The 15,010-nt window shown below is 73.3% G+C and carries 14 protein-coding genes and 1 pseudogene; 12 read left to right on the forward strand and 3 right to left on the reverse strand.

What is annotated here, in order from left to right; all coding sequences use genetic code 11:
- The first annotated feature begins 37 nt into the window (after positions 1–37).
- From BT341_RS24680 to BT341_RS24720, 10 genes and pseudogenes are all read left to right on the forward strand, one after another.
- The gene (locus BT341_RS24680; protein ID WP_143168933.1) at positions 38–706 is read left to right on the forward strand and encodes a flavin reductase family protein; all 669 of its coding nucleotides are present in this window, start codon (positions 38–40) and stop codon (positions 704–706) included.
- A 33-nt stretch (positions 707–739) separates the two neighbouring features.
- A pseudogene (locus BT341_RS45985) lies at positions 740–1,110 on the forward strand (2-dehydropantoate 2-reductase N-terminal domain-containing protein); the annotation flags it as partial.
- Positions 1,111–1,266: 156 nt separating this feature from the next.
- The gene (locus tag BT341_RS46000) at positions 1,267–1,638 is read left to right on the forward strand and encodes a ketopantoate reductase C-terminal domain-containing protein (protein WP_218177852.1); all 372 of its coding nucleotides are present in this window, start codon (positions 1,267–1,269) and stop codon (positions 1,636–1,638) included.
- Positions 1,639–1,788: 150 nt separating this feature from the next.
- A complete protein-coding gene (locus tag BT341_RS24690) occupies positions 1,789–2,631 on the forward strand; it encodes an ESX secretion-associated protein EspG (protein WP_072478536.1) in 843 nt (280 codons plus the stop codon).
- A gap of 20 nt (positions 2,632–2,651) precedes the next feature.
- Entirely contained in the window at positions 2,652–3,107 is a 456-nt protein-coding gene (locus BT341_RS24695) for a hypothetical protein (RefSeq protein WP_072478537.1), read from the forward strand.
- A gap of 8 nt (positions 3,108–3,115) precedes the next feature.
- Positions 3,116–5,098, forward strand: coding sequence for a hypothetical protein (locus BT341_RS24700; protein ID WP_072478538.1), 1,983 nt, complete (start codon positions 3,116–3,118; stop codon positions 5,096–5,098).
- 4 nt (positions 5,099–5,102) lie between these two features.
- On the forward strand, positions 5,103–5,444 hold the full coding sequence (locus tag BT341_RS24705) for a type VII secretion target (RefSeq protein ID WP_072478539.1): 342 nt from the start codon (positions 5,103–5,105) through the stop codon (positions 5,442–5,444).
- Positions 5,441–5,968, forward strand: coding sequence for a YbaB/EbfC family nucleoid-associated protein (locus BT341_RS24710; RefSeq protein WP_072478540.1), 528 nt, complete (start codon positions 5,441–5,443; stop codon positions 5,966–5,968). The genes BT341_RS24705 and BT341_RS24710 overlap by 4 nt, the downstream gene beginning before the upstream one ends.
- 172 nt (positions 5,969–6,140) lie before the next feature.
- A complete protein-coding gene (locus BT341_RS24715; protein WP_084742990.1) occupies positions 6,141–6,683 on the forward strand; it encodes a GNAT family N-acetyltransferase in 543 nt (180 codons plus the stop codon).
- Between the two features lie 13 nt (positions 6,684–6,696).
- Entirely contained in the window at positions 6,697–8,001 is a 1,305-nt protein-coding gene (locus BT341_RS24720) for an MFS transporter (RefSeq protein WP_084742991.1), read from the forward strand.
- Here the strand turns inward: BT341_RS24720 and BT341_RS24725 are convergent.
- Together BT341_RS24725 and BT341_RS24730 are read right to left on the reverse strand one after the other, a co-directional pair.
- Complete coding sequence (locus BT341_RS24725; RefSeq protein WP_072478542.1) at positions 7,959–9,179, reverse strand: SGNH/GDSL hydrolase family protein; 1,221 nt, start codon at positions 9,177–9,179, stop codon at positions 7,959–7,961. The genes BT341_RS24720 and BT341_RS24725 overlap by 43 nt on opposite strands.
- 315 nt (positions 9,180–9,494) lie before the next feature.
- Positions 9,495–9,758, reverse strand: coding sequence for a hypothetical protein (locus BT341_RS24730; protein ID WP_072478543.1), 264 nt, complete (start codon positions 9,756–9,758; stop codon positions 9,495–9,497).
- Between the two features lie 227 nt (positions 9,759–9,985).
- On the opposite strand from BT341_RS24730, the gene BT341_RS24735 reads away from it, so the two are divergent.
- Positions 9,986–12,331 carry an alpha-L-fucosidase gene (locus BT341_RS24735; RefSeq protein WP_072478544.1) on the forward strand — a complete coding sequence of 782 codons (2,346 nt, stop codon included), beginning with the start codon at positions 9,986–9,988 and terminating at the stop codon, positions 12,329–12,331.
- A gap of 361 nt (positions 12,332–12,692) precedes the next feature.
- A complete protein-coding gene (map, locus tag BT341_RS24740; protein ID WP_072478545.1) occupies positions 12,693–13,505 on the forward strand; it encodes a type I methionyl aminopeptidase in 813 nt (270 codons plus the stop codon).
- Here map and BT341_RS24745 read toward each other — a convergent pair.
- Positions 13,499–14,992 (reverse strand): ArnT family glycosyltransferase, encoded by a 1,494-nt coding sequence (locus BT341_RS24745; RefSeq protein WP_072478546.1) that lies wholly within the window; start codon positions 14,990–14,992, stop codon positions 13,499–13,501. The genes map and BT341_RS24745 overlap by 7 nt on opposite strands.
- Between the last annotated feature and the right edge of the window lie 18 nt (positions 14,993–15,010).

Consider the following 15,010-nt stretch of genomic DNA (forward strand, 5'->3'; position numbering starts at 1 on the left):
GGCCATCGAGCCCGGCATCCTCTACTTCGGCACGCCGGTGGTCCTGATCTCCAGCACCAACGAGGACGGCTCGGCCAACCTCGCCCCGATGTCGTCGGCGTTCTGGCTGGGCTGGCGCGCCATGCTCGGGCTCGGCGCCCGGTCCAAGACCGCGCAGAACCTGCTGCGCACCCGCGAGTGCGTGCTCAACCTGCCGTCGGACGCCCTCGCCGCGGCCGTCGACCGGCTCGCCCTGACCACGGGCTCGGACCCGGTGCCGCCGGGGAAGGCCCGGCGCGGGTACTTCCACGTCGCCGGCAAGTTCGAGCGGGCCGGGCTGACGCCGGTGCCGTCGGAAACCGTGGCACCGCCCCGGGTCGCCGAGTGCCCGGTGGCCATGGAGGCGGTGGTCGAGGCCGTGCACCCGGTCGCCGACGACGACCCCGAGCAGCGCGGCGGGATCGTGGCGATCGAGGTGCGGGTGCAGCGGGTCTTCGTGCACGACTCGATCCGGGTGCCGGGCACGGACGACCACATCGACCCGGACGCGTGGCGGCCGCTGATCATGAGCTTCCAGAAGCTGTACGGCCTGGGCCCGCAGGTCCATCCGTCCACTTTGGCGCGGATCCCGGAGCGCCTGTACCGCGGGCCGGACATCGAACGGGCCCGGTCGGTGGCCGGGACGGCCGGCGGTCCGAAGGCCGGGACGGCCGTGACGCGGGCGTAGCGTCGCATCGTGAGCGACGTGAAGATTCTGGTGGTGGGCGCCGGCGCGACCGGCGGGTACTTCGGCGGGCGGCTGCTGCAGGCCGGCCGGGACGTCACCTTCCTGGTGCGGCCCGGCCGGGCGAAGCTGCTGCGGGAACGCGGGCTGCGGATCACCGGGCTCGGCGAAGACACGGTCCTCGAGCCGCCGCTCGTGGAAACCGGCACGCTGAAGCGGACGTACGACCTCGTGCTGCTCGCGGTCAAGGCGACCGGCCTGGCCTCGGCGATCGACGATTTCGCCCCGCCGCCGGCCCCGGCACGCTGATCCTGCCTGTCCTCAACGGGCTGGCCCACCTCGGCACGCTCGACGCCCGGTTCGGCCGGGCCGCGGTGCTCGGCGGCGTCGCCAAGGTGCAGACCACCGTCGACGACGAAGGCGCCGTCCGGCGGCTCGGCCCGCTGCAGAGCCTGGCCTACGGCGCCCGCACCGAACCCGCCCCGGCGCGGCTGGCCGACGTCGACGCGGCCCTGCGCGACGCCGGGTTCGCCGCCGCGCTCGACGCGCGGATCACCGGGTCGATGTGGGCGAAGTGGGTGTTCATCGCGGCCGTCGGGGCGGTCAACAGCCTGATGCGGGCCACGATCGGGGACGTCGTGGCCGTGCCCGGCGGTGCCGAGTTCGCCGAAGCGGTCGTGGCCGAAGCGGCCGCCGTCGCCGAAGCCGCCGGGTACCCGGTGCCGGCCGCGGATCTCGCGGCGACGCGGCGGGCGGTGACCGACCCCGGGACGGGTGGTTCTTCGCTGTACCGCGACCTGCTCGGCGGTCACCCGGTGGAAGGGGAGCAGATCTTCGGCGATCTCACCGCGCGGGCCCGTGCACTGGGCGTCGCCGTGCCGCTGCTCGATCTCGTCACCCTGCAGCTGCGGGTGTACCAGCACCGCATCGGGTGACACGGTCGCCGGCGGCCTTTGCCCGTGCGGGCCCGGGGATCGTGGTCTTTCGGGCACCCGCGTGGCGGCGCCGTCCCGGGGTCCCCGGGCACTGCTAACCTTCGGCACGAAAGGTGCTTGAGGGTTTGACGAAAGAAGCGGCGAGGGGAAATGGCGGACAGGTTCGAGTTCGTCCTGGAGGTCGTCGAAGCCCTCGTCGTCGGTCAGGCGACCGGCGGGGACATCCGGCGCTACCCGCTGCGGGCCGGGCACCTGCCCGCCGACCCGGTGCGGTTCGTCAGCGTCGCGCGCCAGGTCTACGACGCGCTCGAAGAGCGGCGCCTGTCGGTATCCGGCGAGCTGCACCCCGGCGTGCGCACCGCGTTCGAGCTGCTGGCCGAGCCCCGCGTTTCGGTTGCGGTCAGCGGGATCGACGGTCTCGGCGCCGACGTCGCGGTGCTCGTGGTCACCGACGGCGCCCAGGCGCTCGGCATCACCCAGGCCCCGGACACCGACGAGCTGCTGTTTTCGCTGTTCGCCGACGAGGAGCTGGTCGAGGTGGTCACCGGCGTGCTGCCGCCGGCCCCGGCCGCGACCACCGGACGGCACGTCGTGCACCGCGCGGCCGGGCGCGAAGTCTCGGCCATGACGGCGAAGCGGATCGCCGACGCCGAGTTCGACGAAGAAGAGACCGACGCCTTCGGCATGATCGAGGTCAAGGCCGTGGTGCGGCCGGGTCGCCGTCCGCCGGCGCCGAAGCCCTCGGACGTCGCGGTGCTCGAACGCGTGCTGGCCGAACCGCGTCTCGGCGGCGGCCACATCGCCGTCACCGCGCTGGGCCGGCACGGCGAGCGGCTCGCGGGTGACCCGCTGAGCTGGCTCGACACCGCCGACGGCCGCTACCTCGTGCACACGAAGACCGGTGACGCCGGTGAGCTGATGGCCGAGTACGTCCCGGCCGGCCGGGCCGATCTCGCCCGCGCGATCCGCGACGCGATCGCCGCGGTCTACTGACCGGGAAAGGAAAACTCCTGATGACGGATGACGCCGCTCCCATGGCGATGCGGGCGGAGTCGGCGTCGGCGCCGGCCGCCGACGCGAAGGTGGTGGACGCGGTCAAGACCGGCCTGCTCGGCACCGAGCTGAAGCGGCTCGCGCAGTCCGGCGGGTTCGCGGTCGACGACAGCACGGGCAACCAGCTGATCGAGGCCCTCGAAGGCGTGCTGGAGTCACTGGAGAAGCGCTGGGCGGCGCTGCAGCGGCTGCGTGACGCGCCGGCGATGAGCCGGACGGCGACCGGCCAGTGGGTTTCCGCGCACATGGCCAACACCGCCGCCGACGACCACGGCCTGCTCACCCAGCTGGAGTCCGCGCGGCGGGAGTTCCCGACCTACATCGAGGCGATCAAGCAGGCGAAGAAGAACTACCGGTCCCGGGAAGAAGAGACGCGGGTCAGGCTCGTCTCGCTCCCGTCCGCCGACCAGAGCTGAGGGAGATCGTGGCACCCACCGCCCAGTCCGTGTCGGACCCGTCGTCCCCGGACTACGACCCGCGCAGCCCGCTCTACGACGTGACGGCCGATCCGTCGTCCAAGTACTACGTCGGGCCGCTGACCGCGGACAAGGCACCGTCCGGCGACGAGATCCGCGAGATGGCCACCCGCCAGGTCGACGACGAGATCCGGCGCGGCTGGCTCGGCCCGGTCGTCGACCCGGTCCTGCGCGACCGGAAGATCCAGGAGCTCTACGAGCAGCACCTCGCCGACGCCAAGCGGGGCCTCGACGAGGGCCTGACCATCCGCGAAAACGGCGGCGCGCCGCGCACGCTGTGGGAGAACGCCACCCACCAGCAGATGAACGAGGCGATCACGCAGGACGCCGACTCGGCGGCCGTCGCGGAGACCTCGGAAGAGTGGGTGAGCGTCGGCAACGAACTGGGCACGCACCAGAAGGCGCTGGCCGACGCGATCAACGCGAGCACCGGCAACTGGCAGGGCGACGCGGGTGACGCCGTCCGCGAGCACCTCGCGGGCGTCGGCAAGTGGCTGGGCGCGACCGCGCAGGGCGCGACGCTCGCCGGCCGCCAGCAGGAGATCCACTCCCAGGCGCTGTGGCAGACCCAGCGGCAGATGGAGGGGAACCCGCCGGTCGAGTTCGACCTGCAGGCCACCAACCAGCGCCTGATGTCGATGACCGACCCGGTGCAGTACGCGGCCGCGGCGGGCGAAGCGATGCAGACCTACCGGGCGCAGCAGGCCGCGCGGGAGCACGCCGCGCAGATCATGACCCAGTACGACGAGACCATCGGCGCGGCGGTCGCCACGCCGCGGTTCCCGCCCCCGCCGAAGCTGCCCACGGCCACCGCCACGGCGCAGCGGCTCGGCACCCCCGTCGCCGGCGCGGGCGGCAGCCAGGCCTTGATGGACCGCACGCTGCGGAACCGCGACGTGGACCCGGCCGCGGCCGGACGGACCCCGGCCGGCCTCGACGCCGCGGCGCTCGACGGCTCGGGCGGAGCGGGCGGGAGCGGCGCCTACGGCGGCGCGGGCATCCCGGGCGGGAGCGGCGCCTACGGCGGCGCGGGCATCCCGGGCGGGAGCGGCGCTTACGGTGGCGCGGGCATCCCCGGTGACGGTTCGGGCAGCGGCGGTTCCGGTTTCTCCGGCAGCGGCATCCCCGGCGGCGGCCCGGGTGCCGGCGGTTCCGGGTTTTCCGGCGCCGGCATCCCCGCCGCGTCCGGTGGCGGTGCGGGCGGTTCCGGCTTCACGCCGCCGAAGTTCGACGTCCCCGACACGCCGTCCGGCGGGAACTTCACGGGGGCGGGCATCCCCGGCTCGTCGCTGCCGCACATCGACGACTCGACGAACACGTCCGGCTTCGCGCCGTCCGGCATCCCCGGCGGGAGCGGCAGCGGGTACACCCCGCCGCCGATCCCTGCCATCCCGGACATCCCGGGCGGCAGCGGCGGTACTCGCGGCGGCAGCCCGATCCCCGGCTTCACCCCGCCCGGGATCGACCCGATCACCGGCCTGCCCACCGGCACCGGCATCGGCACCGGTCCCGGCAGCGGCAAGCTGCCGACCATCGGCCGCGGCGGCGGCATCAACGGCGAGAGCATCGCGAGCCGGCTCGGCGGGATCGGCGGCGGCGGGTCGCTCGGCGGGATCGGCGGCGGGACCGCGGCCGGTGGCGCGAGTACCCGCGGCGTCGGCAACCTCGGCGGCGGAGCCGCGTCCGGGGCGGCCGCGGAAGCCGAAGCGGCGGCGGCGCGCAACGCGATGTCCGGGCGCGGCGCGGCCGGCGCGGCGGGTGCCCCCGGTATGGGGGCCATGGGTGCCGGTGCCCGCGGCGGCAAGAAGGAAGACGACAAGGAACACAAGTCGGCCGACTACCTCGAAAGCGACGACCCGAACTTCTTCGCCGGCGAGCAGGTGGTGGCGCCGCCGGTGATCGGCGACTGGAAGAACCAGGATTGGAAGTGAACGCATGACGGCCGCGGGTTTCGAGGTCGAGCCGGACGAGCTGGTCGCGCACGCCAGCCACGTGGAGAGCCTGGTGGACCGGCTCGACACGGCGGTGGCGGCGGCTGGCACGGCGATGTCGGACCACGCCTACGGGCTGCTGTGCGCGTTCCTGCCGCCGATCATCCGGCCGACGGGTGAACAGGCGAAGGACACGCTGAGCGCGTCGATCGAAGGCGTGCGCGGGCTGGCCGACAACGTCCGGACCGCCGCACAGTCCTATCGCGACGGTGAAGAGGCCAACGCCCAGCCGTTCGAGAAGCAGCTGACGGCGCAGCCGCGGACCGAAGCGCGGGTGCGCGCGTGACGGGCCCGGACGGCGGTCTCGGCGACCTGATGCGGGACCCGGACGAGACGATCCGCCGGATGGACGACTGGGCGGCCGGGTTCGCGGCGAAGGCACAGCGGTACCAGGCGGCGCAGGAGCAGACCGAGCGGCTGCGGCTGACGGCGACCAGCGGTGACGGCGCGGTCAGCGTCACGGTCGGCGCGGACGGCACGGTCACCGACCTGACGTTCGGCAGCAAGGTGAAGTCGTTCCCGCTCGACGAGCTGTCGCGGACGATCTTGACCACGATGCGCCGGGCGCAGGCGGGCATCGCCGACCGGGTGGCCGGCGTGATGGCCGAGCAGCTCGGTGACGAGGACCGCGAGACGCGGACCCTGCTGCTGGACAACCTGCGCGGCCGCTTCCCGGACCCGGACGAGCCGGACGACGCGCCCCTGGCCCCCGAGCCGCCCACGCCGCCGGCGCCGTCCGGTGGCGCCGCGGCGTCCCCGCCGCGGCGCGGGAGCGTCGACCCGGACGAGCAGGACAACAACCCGTGGTGACCCGGACCGAGCGGGCCGGCAGGAAGGCTTTCGGTCGAGCAAACCGCAAGGACGGGGCGGCTTCGACCCGCCGCAGCCGCCCCCGGTCAAGCCGGGCAGCCCGCTGAACCCGGACCAGGTGATCGGGTAGTACGCCTCGACAGATCGGTGTCCCGGGGTCGACACTGGGCCGATGACCGGCCTGATCACCGGACGCCGTGTCCGGCTGCGCCCCGCCGCGGCCGCGGACGCCGCCCGGTTCGAGGAGATCCTGTCGCACCCGGACATCGCCCGCTGGTGGGCCGACGCCGAGGAACCGGTGGCCGCGCAGGTGTCCTACCTGCTGGAGCCGGATGAGGGCACCACGACCTACGCCGTCGAGCACGACGGCGTGGTCGTCGGCATCGAGCTGGCCTTCGAGGAGGCCGACCCGCAGTACCGGCACGCCGGGATCGACATCGCGGTGCACCCGGACTGGCAGGGCCGCGGCCTCGGCTCCGACGCCATCCGGACGCTGGCCGAGCACCTGTTCACCGTGCGCGGCCACCATCGCGTGGTCATCGACCCGGCGGCCGACAACGAGGCCGCGATCCGGCTGTACCGGTCGCTGGGCTTCCGGCCGGTCGGCACGATGCGCGCCTACGAGCGCGGGCCGGACGGCAGCTGGCACGACGGCCTGCTGATGGACCTGCTCGCCGAGGACCTCGTGCCCGTGGCGGCCCTGAGTGGTTCTTGAGAGCGGGCAGCCCGTGAGCGCGCCCGTCGCGGCCCGGCAGCTGCGGCGGGTCGCCGTGGCGAGCGCGATCGGTACCACGATCGAGTGGTACGACTACTTCATCTACAGCACCGCGACGGCGCTCGTCTTCGGCAAGCTCTTCTTCACGTCGCTTTCGCCGGCGTCCGGCACGCTCGCCGCGTTCGCGACGCTCGGCGTCGGGTTCCTGGCCCGCCCGGTCGGCGGGATCCTGTGGGGGCACTTCGGCGACCGCGCGGGACGCAAGGCGATGCTGGTGCTGTCGCTGGTCCTGATGGGCGTGGCCACGGTGGGCGTTGGCCTGCTGCCGACGTACTCCGCGATCGGCGTCTGGGCGCCGGTCCTGCTGCTCGTGCTGCGTCTCCTCCAGGGCCTGAGCGCGGGCGGCGAATGGGGTGGCGCGGCACTGATGGCCGTCGAGCACGCACCCGAGGGCCGCCGCGGGCGGTACGGCGCGTTCTCGCAGATCGGCGTTCCGGCCGGGCTCATCCTGGCCCAGCTGGTGTTCTTCGTGCTGGGCCGGACCCTGACCGACGCGCAGTTCTCGGCGTGGGGCTGGCGGGCGCCGTTCCTGGGGAGCATCGTGCTCGTCGGCGTCGGCCTGGTGATCCGGCTGCGGATCGAGGAGAGCCCGGTGTTCGCGCGGCTGCGGCGGGAGGAGGCGCGCAGCAGCCGTCCGATGCTCGACGTCCTGCGTGAGCGGCCGCGAGCCCTGCTGGTGGCGTCGGGCAGCTTCGTCGCGAACACCGCCATCGGGTACATCTTCCTGGCCTACCTGCTCTCGTACGGCACTTCGGTGCTGAAGATCGACCGCACCACGCTGCTGGTGGTCGTGATCGTGGGCAGCGTGACCTGGCTGGCGAGCATCCTGGTCGCGGCGGCGTGGTCGGACCGGGTCGGCCGCAAACCCGTGTACCTGGCCGGCTCGGTGCTGCTGGTCGCCTGGCCGATCCCGTTCTTCCTGCTGGTCGACACGCGCGCGGCGGCCTGGCTGATCGTGGCCGTGGTCGTGCTCAACATCGGCCTGGGCGCGACGTACGGGCCGCAGTCGGCGTTGTTCGCGGAGCTGTTCGAGCCGCGCTACCGCTACAGCGGCGCGTCGTTCTCCTACGCCGTGGGTGCCGTGCTGGGCGGCGGGTTCGCGCCGCTGATCGCGACGGCGTTGCAGAGCTCCACCGGGACTTCGCTTTCGGTGTCGCTCTACCTGGTGGCGGTGGCCGTGGTCAGCCTGGTCGCCGTGGTGTTCGTCCCGCGCGGTCAGAGCCGGTCGAGCCGGACCGCGGCGGCCATCCGCTCGTAACCCGCGTCGCCGGGGTGCAGGTGGTCGCCGGAGTCGTAGGCCGGCAGCATCCGGAGCGGGTCGGCCGGGTCGCGGACGGCGGCGTCGAAGTCGACGACGCCGTCGAACACGCCGCCGGTGCGGATGAACGCGTTGACGGCCGTGCGGGTCGCTTCCAGGGTTTCGTCGTAGACCCGCCAGCCCTTGAACGGCGTCAGCGTGCCACCGAGGACCCGGATGCCGCGGGCGTGCGCCTGCGCCACCAGCTGGCGGTAGGCCGACGTGATCGCGGCCGGGTCGGTCTGGTGCGGGTTCTGCTGGATGTCGTTGATGCCTTCCAGCACGATCAGCGTCCGCACGCCGCCGACGCTCAGCACGTCGCGGTCGAAGCGGGACAACGCGTTCTGGCCCGCGCCGGAGCCGGGCACGTCGAGCAGCAGCCGGTTGGCGCTGATGCCCGCGTTGAGCACGCCGAACCGGCCGTGCAGGCGATCGGCGAGGTAGTCCGGCCAGCGGTGGTTGGCGCCGGCGGCGGACCCGACGCCGTCGGTGATCGAATCGCCGAGCGCGACGATCGCCGCCTCCGCGCCACCCTGGACGTCGACGCCGGAAACGTAGTGCCAGACGGAAGTCTGCTCGGTGTACGGGGCACCCGACTCGCTGGCGGTGAAGTCGCCGGCGCGGGTGAAGTACGACGTCTGCGACGCGGCCGGGTGGTAGGTGACCGGCCCGGATTTCGTCGGCACGTACGTCGTGACGAGCAGGTTGGCGTCGGCGGGCACGCGCAGGTTCACCGGGTCGCTGAGCGCCTCGGCGCCGGCGGGCACGACGACGCCCGGCGCGCTGCCGAACGTCAGCGATCGCAGGGTGCCGGGCACGGCGTCCGGACCGGAGCCCTGCACCGCCACGGTGACGTGCCCGAAAGTCAGGGGAGTGGCGCCGAAGGCGTTCGACAGGTGAACGCGCGCCCGGCCGCCGCCGGCACTGGTGTGCACGACGTTGCGGATCGAGTAGCCGGGGTAGCCGTCCGGCGTGTTCGGGACACCGGCCGCGGGCGCGGCGGCCCACGTGCCGACCCAGCCGCCGACCGCGTGGTCCGCGACGGCCGGGACAGCGCTTTCCGGATTCGCGCTGCCGGGCGCGGTGAAAATGCCGAACCCCGCCAGTACGGCCGCGCTCACGGCCAGGAAGCGTCGCATTTCCTTACGGTGACGCGCGACGCGTGACCGGGGGACCGCTGATCAGGTGAGGCAGGCGGACAAGATCCCGGACAGCGAGGGGCGGGCCCGCCCGGGATTCTGGGGATGCCGGACGGGCCCGCGCGAGGTGGCCGTTGCCGCGACGGCCGCTCGCCGGAGTGCCCGGTCCCGATCGGGCGGAGGCTGGCCCGGATCGTTGCGTCGTGGCGACTCCGGAGGGCGTGTGCGAGACGCCCTCACCCAGAGCACGGCCACCGGCCCGTCCCGGTTCAGCGCACCCGCGGGAATTCTCGCCCCGGCGCGGAAAGGCCCGGCTCAGGCGGCGGCGGTGAGGCCGGTGAGGGCGAGCCGGCCGGCCGGGGTCAGTTCGGCGGGTGCCCATTGGCCGGGAGCGACGACCGTGGCGGCGCGGACCAGGCCGGCGCGGGCCAGGTCGTGGGCGGTGCTCTGGTCGCAGCAGGGCAGGCCGTCCACCCGGAGATCGGGTTCGCAGCTGCAGCGGAGTTCGGCGCGTCCGTCGCCGATCGCCTTGAGCATGGCGATCGCGCGGCGGCTCAGCGCGTCCGGGTGGGTGGGCATCGGCTTGCCTCTCGGTCCGGCGTCGTTCTGGCGACGAGTGCTGCAGCTCGTTACCCAGTAGTACGGCGCACCCGGGCGCACGGTTCAGCTCGGTTGGCCCTTGACAGGGAATGAGCCAGCCAGCAGGCTCATTCATCGGATGAATCAGCTCCGCCAACGACAGATAGACGTCCTAGAGGCGCCATCTGCCGTCATTCCGCCGTAGTCATCCGATCCCTGGAGGTTCAGTGACGACCTTCCCCCGCCGACAAGCCCTCGGCATGGCCGCCGGCGCCGCCCTCGCGCTGACCGTGGCCGGCCGCACCCCGGCCGGCGCGGCCGAGTTCGGGGACGCCGACAGCCCCGGCACCCCGATCGTCCCGCCCCCGCCACCCGTTCCGGTCGCGCTCGACACGTGGTTCACCAACGACGGCATCGACAGCGCGTCCGCCACCGGCGGCGACTTCGACGGGTCCGGCTACACGTTCCCGGCCGAGCAGCTGCCGGTCGGCCGGACGGCGACCGTGGGCGGCGTCCCGTTCCGGCTCGGCTCGGCGGCCGCCGGCGCGAAGAACAACATCGCCGCCACCGGCCAGACGATCGACCTGCCCAAGGGCCGCTACTTCGTCGCGTACTTCCTCGTCGCGGCCAGTTACGGCACCGCCGGCGGCACGGCGACCGTGCACTACGCCGACGGCAGCACCAGCACCGGGTCGCTCTCGGGGCCGGACTGGTACACCGGCACCGGCGCCCTCGTTTCGCCGTTCCGCTACGCGCCCGGCGGGGTCGTCGACGGCAACCCGGTTTCGCTGGCCACCGGCCAGGTCTGGATCGACCCGGCCCGCGAAGCCGTCGCGCTGACCCTGCCCACGACCGCGAACCCCGCCCCGAACGTCGCCAGCCTGCACGTCTTCGCGCTCACCCTCCAGCCGGTCGCGGTGGGCCGCGCGGCGCTGATCCTCGACGGCCGGTCGACGGCGAACCTGCTGACCGACGGCGGCCCGCAGGCCGCGGAAGCGACCGTGGTCAACGCCGGCACGGTCTGGCTCGGGGCCCGCGACCGGGTCACGGTCACCGTCGACGTCCCCGGTGGCCGGACGACCGTGCCCGCGACCATCCGCGCGCTCGCGCCGGGGGAGCAGGCGACGGTCCGGCTCGGTCTCGCGCCGGACGCGTCCGTTCCGCCCGGTACCACGGCGAACGGGCGCCTCCGCGTCACCGCCGGCCGCGGCACGCTCGCCACGCAGCAGGTGCCGATCACCCTCGGCATCCCGGACTTCCGCCCGACCGACGCGTCGCTCTCGACGCACCGCGCGCCCTACTGGTTCACCGACGCGAAGTTCGGCATCTTCATCCACTGGGGCGTGTACGCCGTGCCGGCGTGGGCGCCGGTCGGGCAGCAGTACGCGGAGTGGTACTGGCAGAACCAGCAGGACCCGAACGGCGCGACCTACGCCTACCACCGGGAGAAGTACGGCGAGAACTTCGTCTACGACGACTTCATCCCGATGTTCACCGCGGCGAAGTTCGACCCGCGCACCTGGCTGGACCTGATCGCGGACGCGGGCGCCGAGTACTACGTCCTGACGTCCAAGCACCACGACGGGTTCGCGTTGTGGGACACCGAGGTCAGCGACCGCAACGCGGTCAAGCTCGGACCGCGGCGGAACATCATCGCCGAGCTGTTCGCCGCGTCCCGGAAGCACACGCCGCAGCTGCGCAACGGCCTGTACTTCTCGCTGCCCGAATGGTTCAACCCGGACAACCCGTGGATGGGCCACGCGCCACGCAACCCGTACACCGGCGCGCCGCTGCCCTACACCGGGTACACGGCCGGGAAGGACTTCGTCCGCGACTACCAGGCGCCGCAGGTGCTCGAGCTGATTTCGGAGTTCGACCCGGACGTGCTGTGGTTCGACATCGGCGGCGTCAACGACAGCCGGGCCGTGCTCACGGAGTACTTCAACCGCGCGAAGAACCGCAAGCGCCCCAAGGACGTCACCTACAACGACCGCGGCGGCATCCCCGACCACGACTTCACCACGCCGGAGTACACGACGTACCCGAACACCGTGGTGGCGAAGTGGGAGGCGAGCCGCGGCCTCGACCCGTTCTCCTACGGCTACAACCGGGCAACCCCGGACGACCGCTACATGACGGCGGAGGAGGTCGTCCGCACGCTCGTCGACATCGTGTCGAAGAACGGCAACTTCCTGCTCGACATCGGCCCGGACTTCGACGGCACCATCCCGGACGTGATGCAGCGGCACCTGCGTGACGCCGGCGCGTGGCTGAAGGTCAACGGCGAGGCGATCTACGGCACGACGTACTGGTCGCGAATGGCTCAGCTGGGCGACCTGCGGTTCACGGTGAAGCAGAACGAAGCGTTCTACGTCCACTCGCTGACGGCGCCGGGCAGCCGCGTGGTCGTGGACGCCCCGGTTCCGATCCGCGCCGGCGACCGGGTGACCCTGCTGGGGTACCGCGGCAGTCTGCAGTGGACGGTCGAGAACGGCGCGCTGGTGATCGACGTCCCGCCCGCGGCCCGTGACGCCGGCCGTTACGCGTGGGTGTTCAAGATCGCCTGGAGCTGATCGGAAGTCGGCGTTCTTGCCGATGTACAGCTCCGCGAACGCACCCCCCGGCTTTCCCGTTCCAGCTGCACGCCGCCGATTCCCGCGCGGAGGAGGGTCGCCCCGGTCCGCGCCGACCACGGCGGTGCGCGTTGCCGCCATGGGCCGGGTCCAGGCCGACCGGGGTGCCCGCCGGTCCGCGTCCGCGCAAGCGCCCCAAGGCGGCCTTGGTTGCGTCTGACGCACCCAAGGCGGCCTTCGGTGCGTGAGACGCAACCAATGTGGCCTTCGGGCGCGGCTCGCCGGGCCTACTGGGATAGGTATACCGGTCGGTGCTAAGCTGCCGGTATAACTATACCGAACTTGGGGACGTGAGGTTTCCGTGATCGAACTGAAGACGCCCGCCGAGGTGGAGCGCATGCACGTGGCGGGGCGTTTCGTCGCCGAGGTGCTCACCGAGGTCGGCCGGCTGGCCGACGTGGGGGTCAACCTCATGGACCTGGAGCACCACGTGCGCGGCATGATCAAGCGGCGCGGGGCGGAGTCGTGCTACTGGGACTACGCGCCGTCCTTCGGCAAGGGGCCGTTCCGGAACGTCATCTGCCTGTCGGTCAACGACGCCGTCCTGCACGGCCTGCCCCACGACTACACCCTGCGCGACGGTGACGTGCTCACCGCGGACATCGCGGTCAGCGTCGACGGCTGGGCGGCCGACTCGGCGCGCACGGTCATCGTCGGCACCCCCGCCGAAGCGGACCTGCGGATCGTCCGCGCCACCGAGGAAGCGCTGGAGGCGGCCATCGACGCGGCGCGTCCGGGCAACCGCCTCGGCGACATCTCCGCGGCGATCGGTGCCGTGGCCCGTGCCTACGGCTATCCGGTCAACACCGAGTTCGGTGGCCACGGCATCGGCCGCACCATGCACGAGGACCTGCACGTGCCCAACAAGGGCCAGCCCGGCCGGGGCATGAAGCTGCGCCCGGGCCTGACGCTCGCGCTGGAGCCGTGGTTCGCCCGCACGACCGACCGCATCGTCTACGACCCGGACGGCTGGACGATCCGGTCGGCGGACGGCTCCCGCACGGCTCACTCCGAGCACACGGTCGCGATCACCGACGGCGAGCCCCTGGTGCTGACGCGGCGGGAGTCGGAAGAGCCGCGGGCCGGTCTGTCCACCAGGGACGCCGCTCAGTAGTACGTGCGCAGGATCGGCCACGCCGTCGACCACGGCTGGGCCAGCGTGCACAGCGACAGCGGCACGCCGTTCTCGTCGTTGTCGACCCCGTCGGCGTCGCGGTGCAGGGCCACCGGCCGGCACCCCGTCAGCACGCGGGCGGCGGGGGAGTCACGCCGGACGCGGCCGATCAGCAGGACCGGACCCGCCTGCCGGTCCGGTGGCGGACCCCAGTCGTAGTACGACATGTGCGGCGAGTACGGCCGGGGCAGCCCGCGCTCGGGCCCGTAGTGCTCGAGCGCGCCCGCCTCGCCGTAGTTGCCCGCCAGGATCACCGCGGTGTCGCGCTCGGTGGCCGGGATCCGCGCCCACGCGGCCGCGACCGTGTCCGCGAACCCCGGCCAGCCGACCTGCTCGGCCGGCTCCTTGTTCAACGCCAGCAGCACGCCGTTCAGCGCGGACGCGGGCACCACCGGCAGTCCGACGAGGACGGACACCACCGCGCACACCGCGGCCGCCGCGCCGGTGAGCACCCGCCGCGTCGCGCGGCCACGGGCGAGCCACCGCAGCGCCGGCTCGGCGCCGAAGGCCGTCAGCGGCAGCAGCAACGGCACCGAGTAGTACGGCTTGCCGCCCAGGACCAGCAGTTCGGCGCACACGACCGGGTACGCGATGGCCAGGGCGCGCGCCCAGCGGACGCCGGGGTCGCGCCACGGCCGCACCAGCCCGGCGAGCCACACCGGCACCAGCACGGGCGACAGGTAGACCAGCTGCATCGGCACGAACAGCAGGCGGTTCTCCGCGCCGTCGTCCTCGCTGATCCCGCCGGCGACGGTGAGCATCGGCCAGCCGTGCGCCGCCTGCCAGGCCACCACGGGCGCGGCGAGCAGGACGGCGAGCCCGATCCCGGCCGCGAGCCACCACGTCCGCAGCACCCGGCGCGGGCCCGCGACGGCCACCCCGGCCGCCAGCCCGGACAGCAGGAGCAGGACGAGCCACTTGTTCGCCAGGCCGAGCCCGGCGAAGGCGCCGACCGCGAGCCACCACCGGCCGTCTCCCGTGCGCAGCAGCCGCAGGCCGGACAGGGCGATCAGCGACCACAGCAGCACGTCGGCGGAGTTGGTGGCCAGCATGTGCGAGACGACCAGCACGTACCCCGACAGCGCCGTCGAGACCGCGGTGAACAGCTGCACGCCGCGTCCGCCGCCCGCCTCGCGCGCGATGAGCGCGACGACCACGACGGTCGCCATGCCGAGCAGGGTCGCGACCACCCGCAACCCCGCGGGCGTCTCGCCGAACAGGGCGGTCGACGCGCGCGCGAGCCACGGCGTGATCGGCGGCTGGTCGACGTACCCCCAGTCCGGCCGGTGCCCCGCCGCGACGAAGTACAGCTCGTCGCGGTGGAACCCGTAGCGGCCGGACAGCGCGGTCAGCACCGCGGCCTGGACGGCGACGACGATCCCCACCGGCAGCGCGGCGAACCGCGGCAGCTCCGGGCCGGCCCCCATGGCAGTCTCCCCTCGGCG

Origin of the sequence: Amycolatopsis australiensis (assembly GCF_900119165.1) — a bacterium.
GTDB classification, from domain to species: domain Bacteria; phylum Actinomycetota; class Actinomycetes; order Mycobacteriales; family Pseudonocardiaceae; genus Amycolatopsis; species Amycolatopsis australiensis.

Bases quoted from the DNA above. Each gene is read 5' to 3' on its own strand.
- BT341_RS46000 (WP_218177852.1), top strand. From the start codon at position 1,267: ATGTGGGCGAAGTGGGTGTTCATCGCGGCCGTCGGGGCGGTCAACAGC.
- BT341_RS24745 (WP_072478546.1), bottom strand. From the start codon at position 14,992: ATGGGGGCCGGCCCGGAGCTGCCGCGGTTCGCCGCGCTGCCGGTGGGG.
- BT341_RS24730 (WP_072478543.1), bottom strand. From the start codon at position 9,758: ATGCCCACCCACCCGGACGCGCTGAGCCGCCGCGCGATCGCCATGCTC.
- BT341_RS24705 (WP_072478539.1), top strand. From the start codon at position 5,103: ATGACGGCCGCGGGTTTCGAGGTCGAGCCGGACGAGCTGGTCGCGCAC.
- BT341_RS24715 (WP_084742990.1), top strand. From the start codon at position 6,141: ATGACCGGCCTGATCACCGGACGCCGTGTCCGGCTGCGCCCCGCCGCG.
- BT341_RS24695 (WP_072478537.1), top strand. From the start codon at position 2,652: ATGACGGATGACGCCGCTCCCATGGCGATGCGGGCGGAGTCGGCGTCG.
- BT341_RS24725 (WP_072478542.1), bottom strand. From the start codon at position 9,179: ATGCGACGCTTCCTGGCCGTGAGCGCGGCCGTACTGGCGGGGTTCGGC.
- BT341_RS24690 (WP_072478536.1), top strand. From the start codon at position 1,789: ATGGCGGACAGGTTCGAGTTCGTCCTGGAGGTCGTCGAAGCCCTCGTC.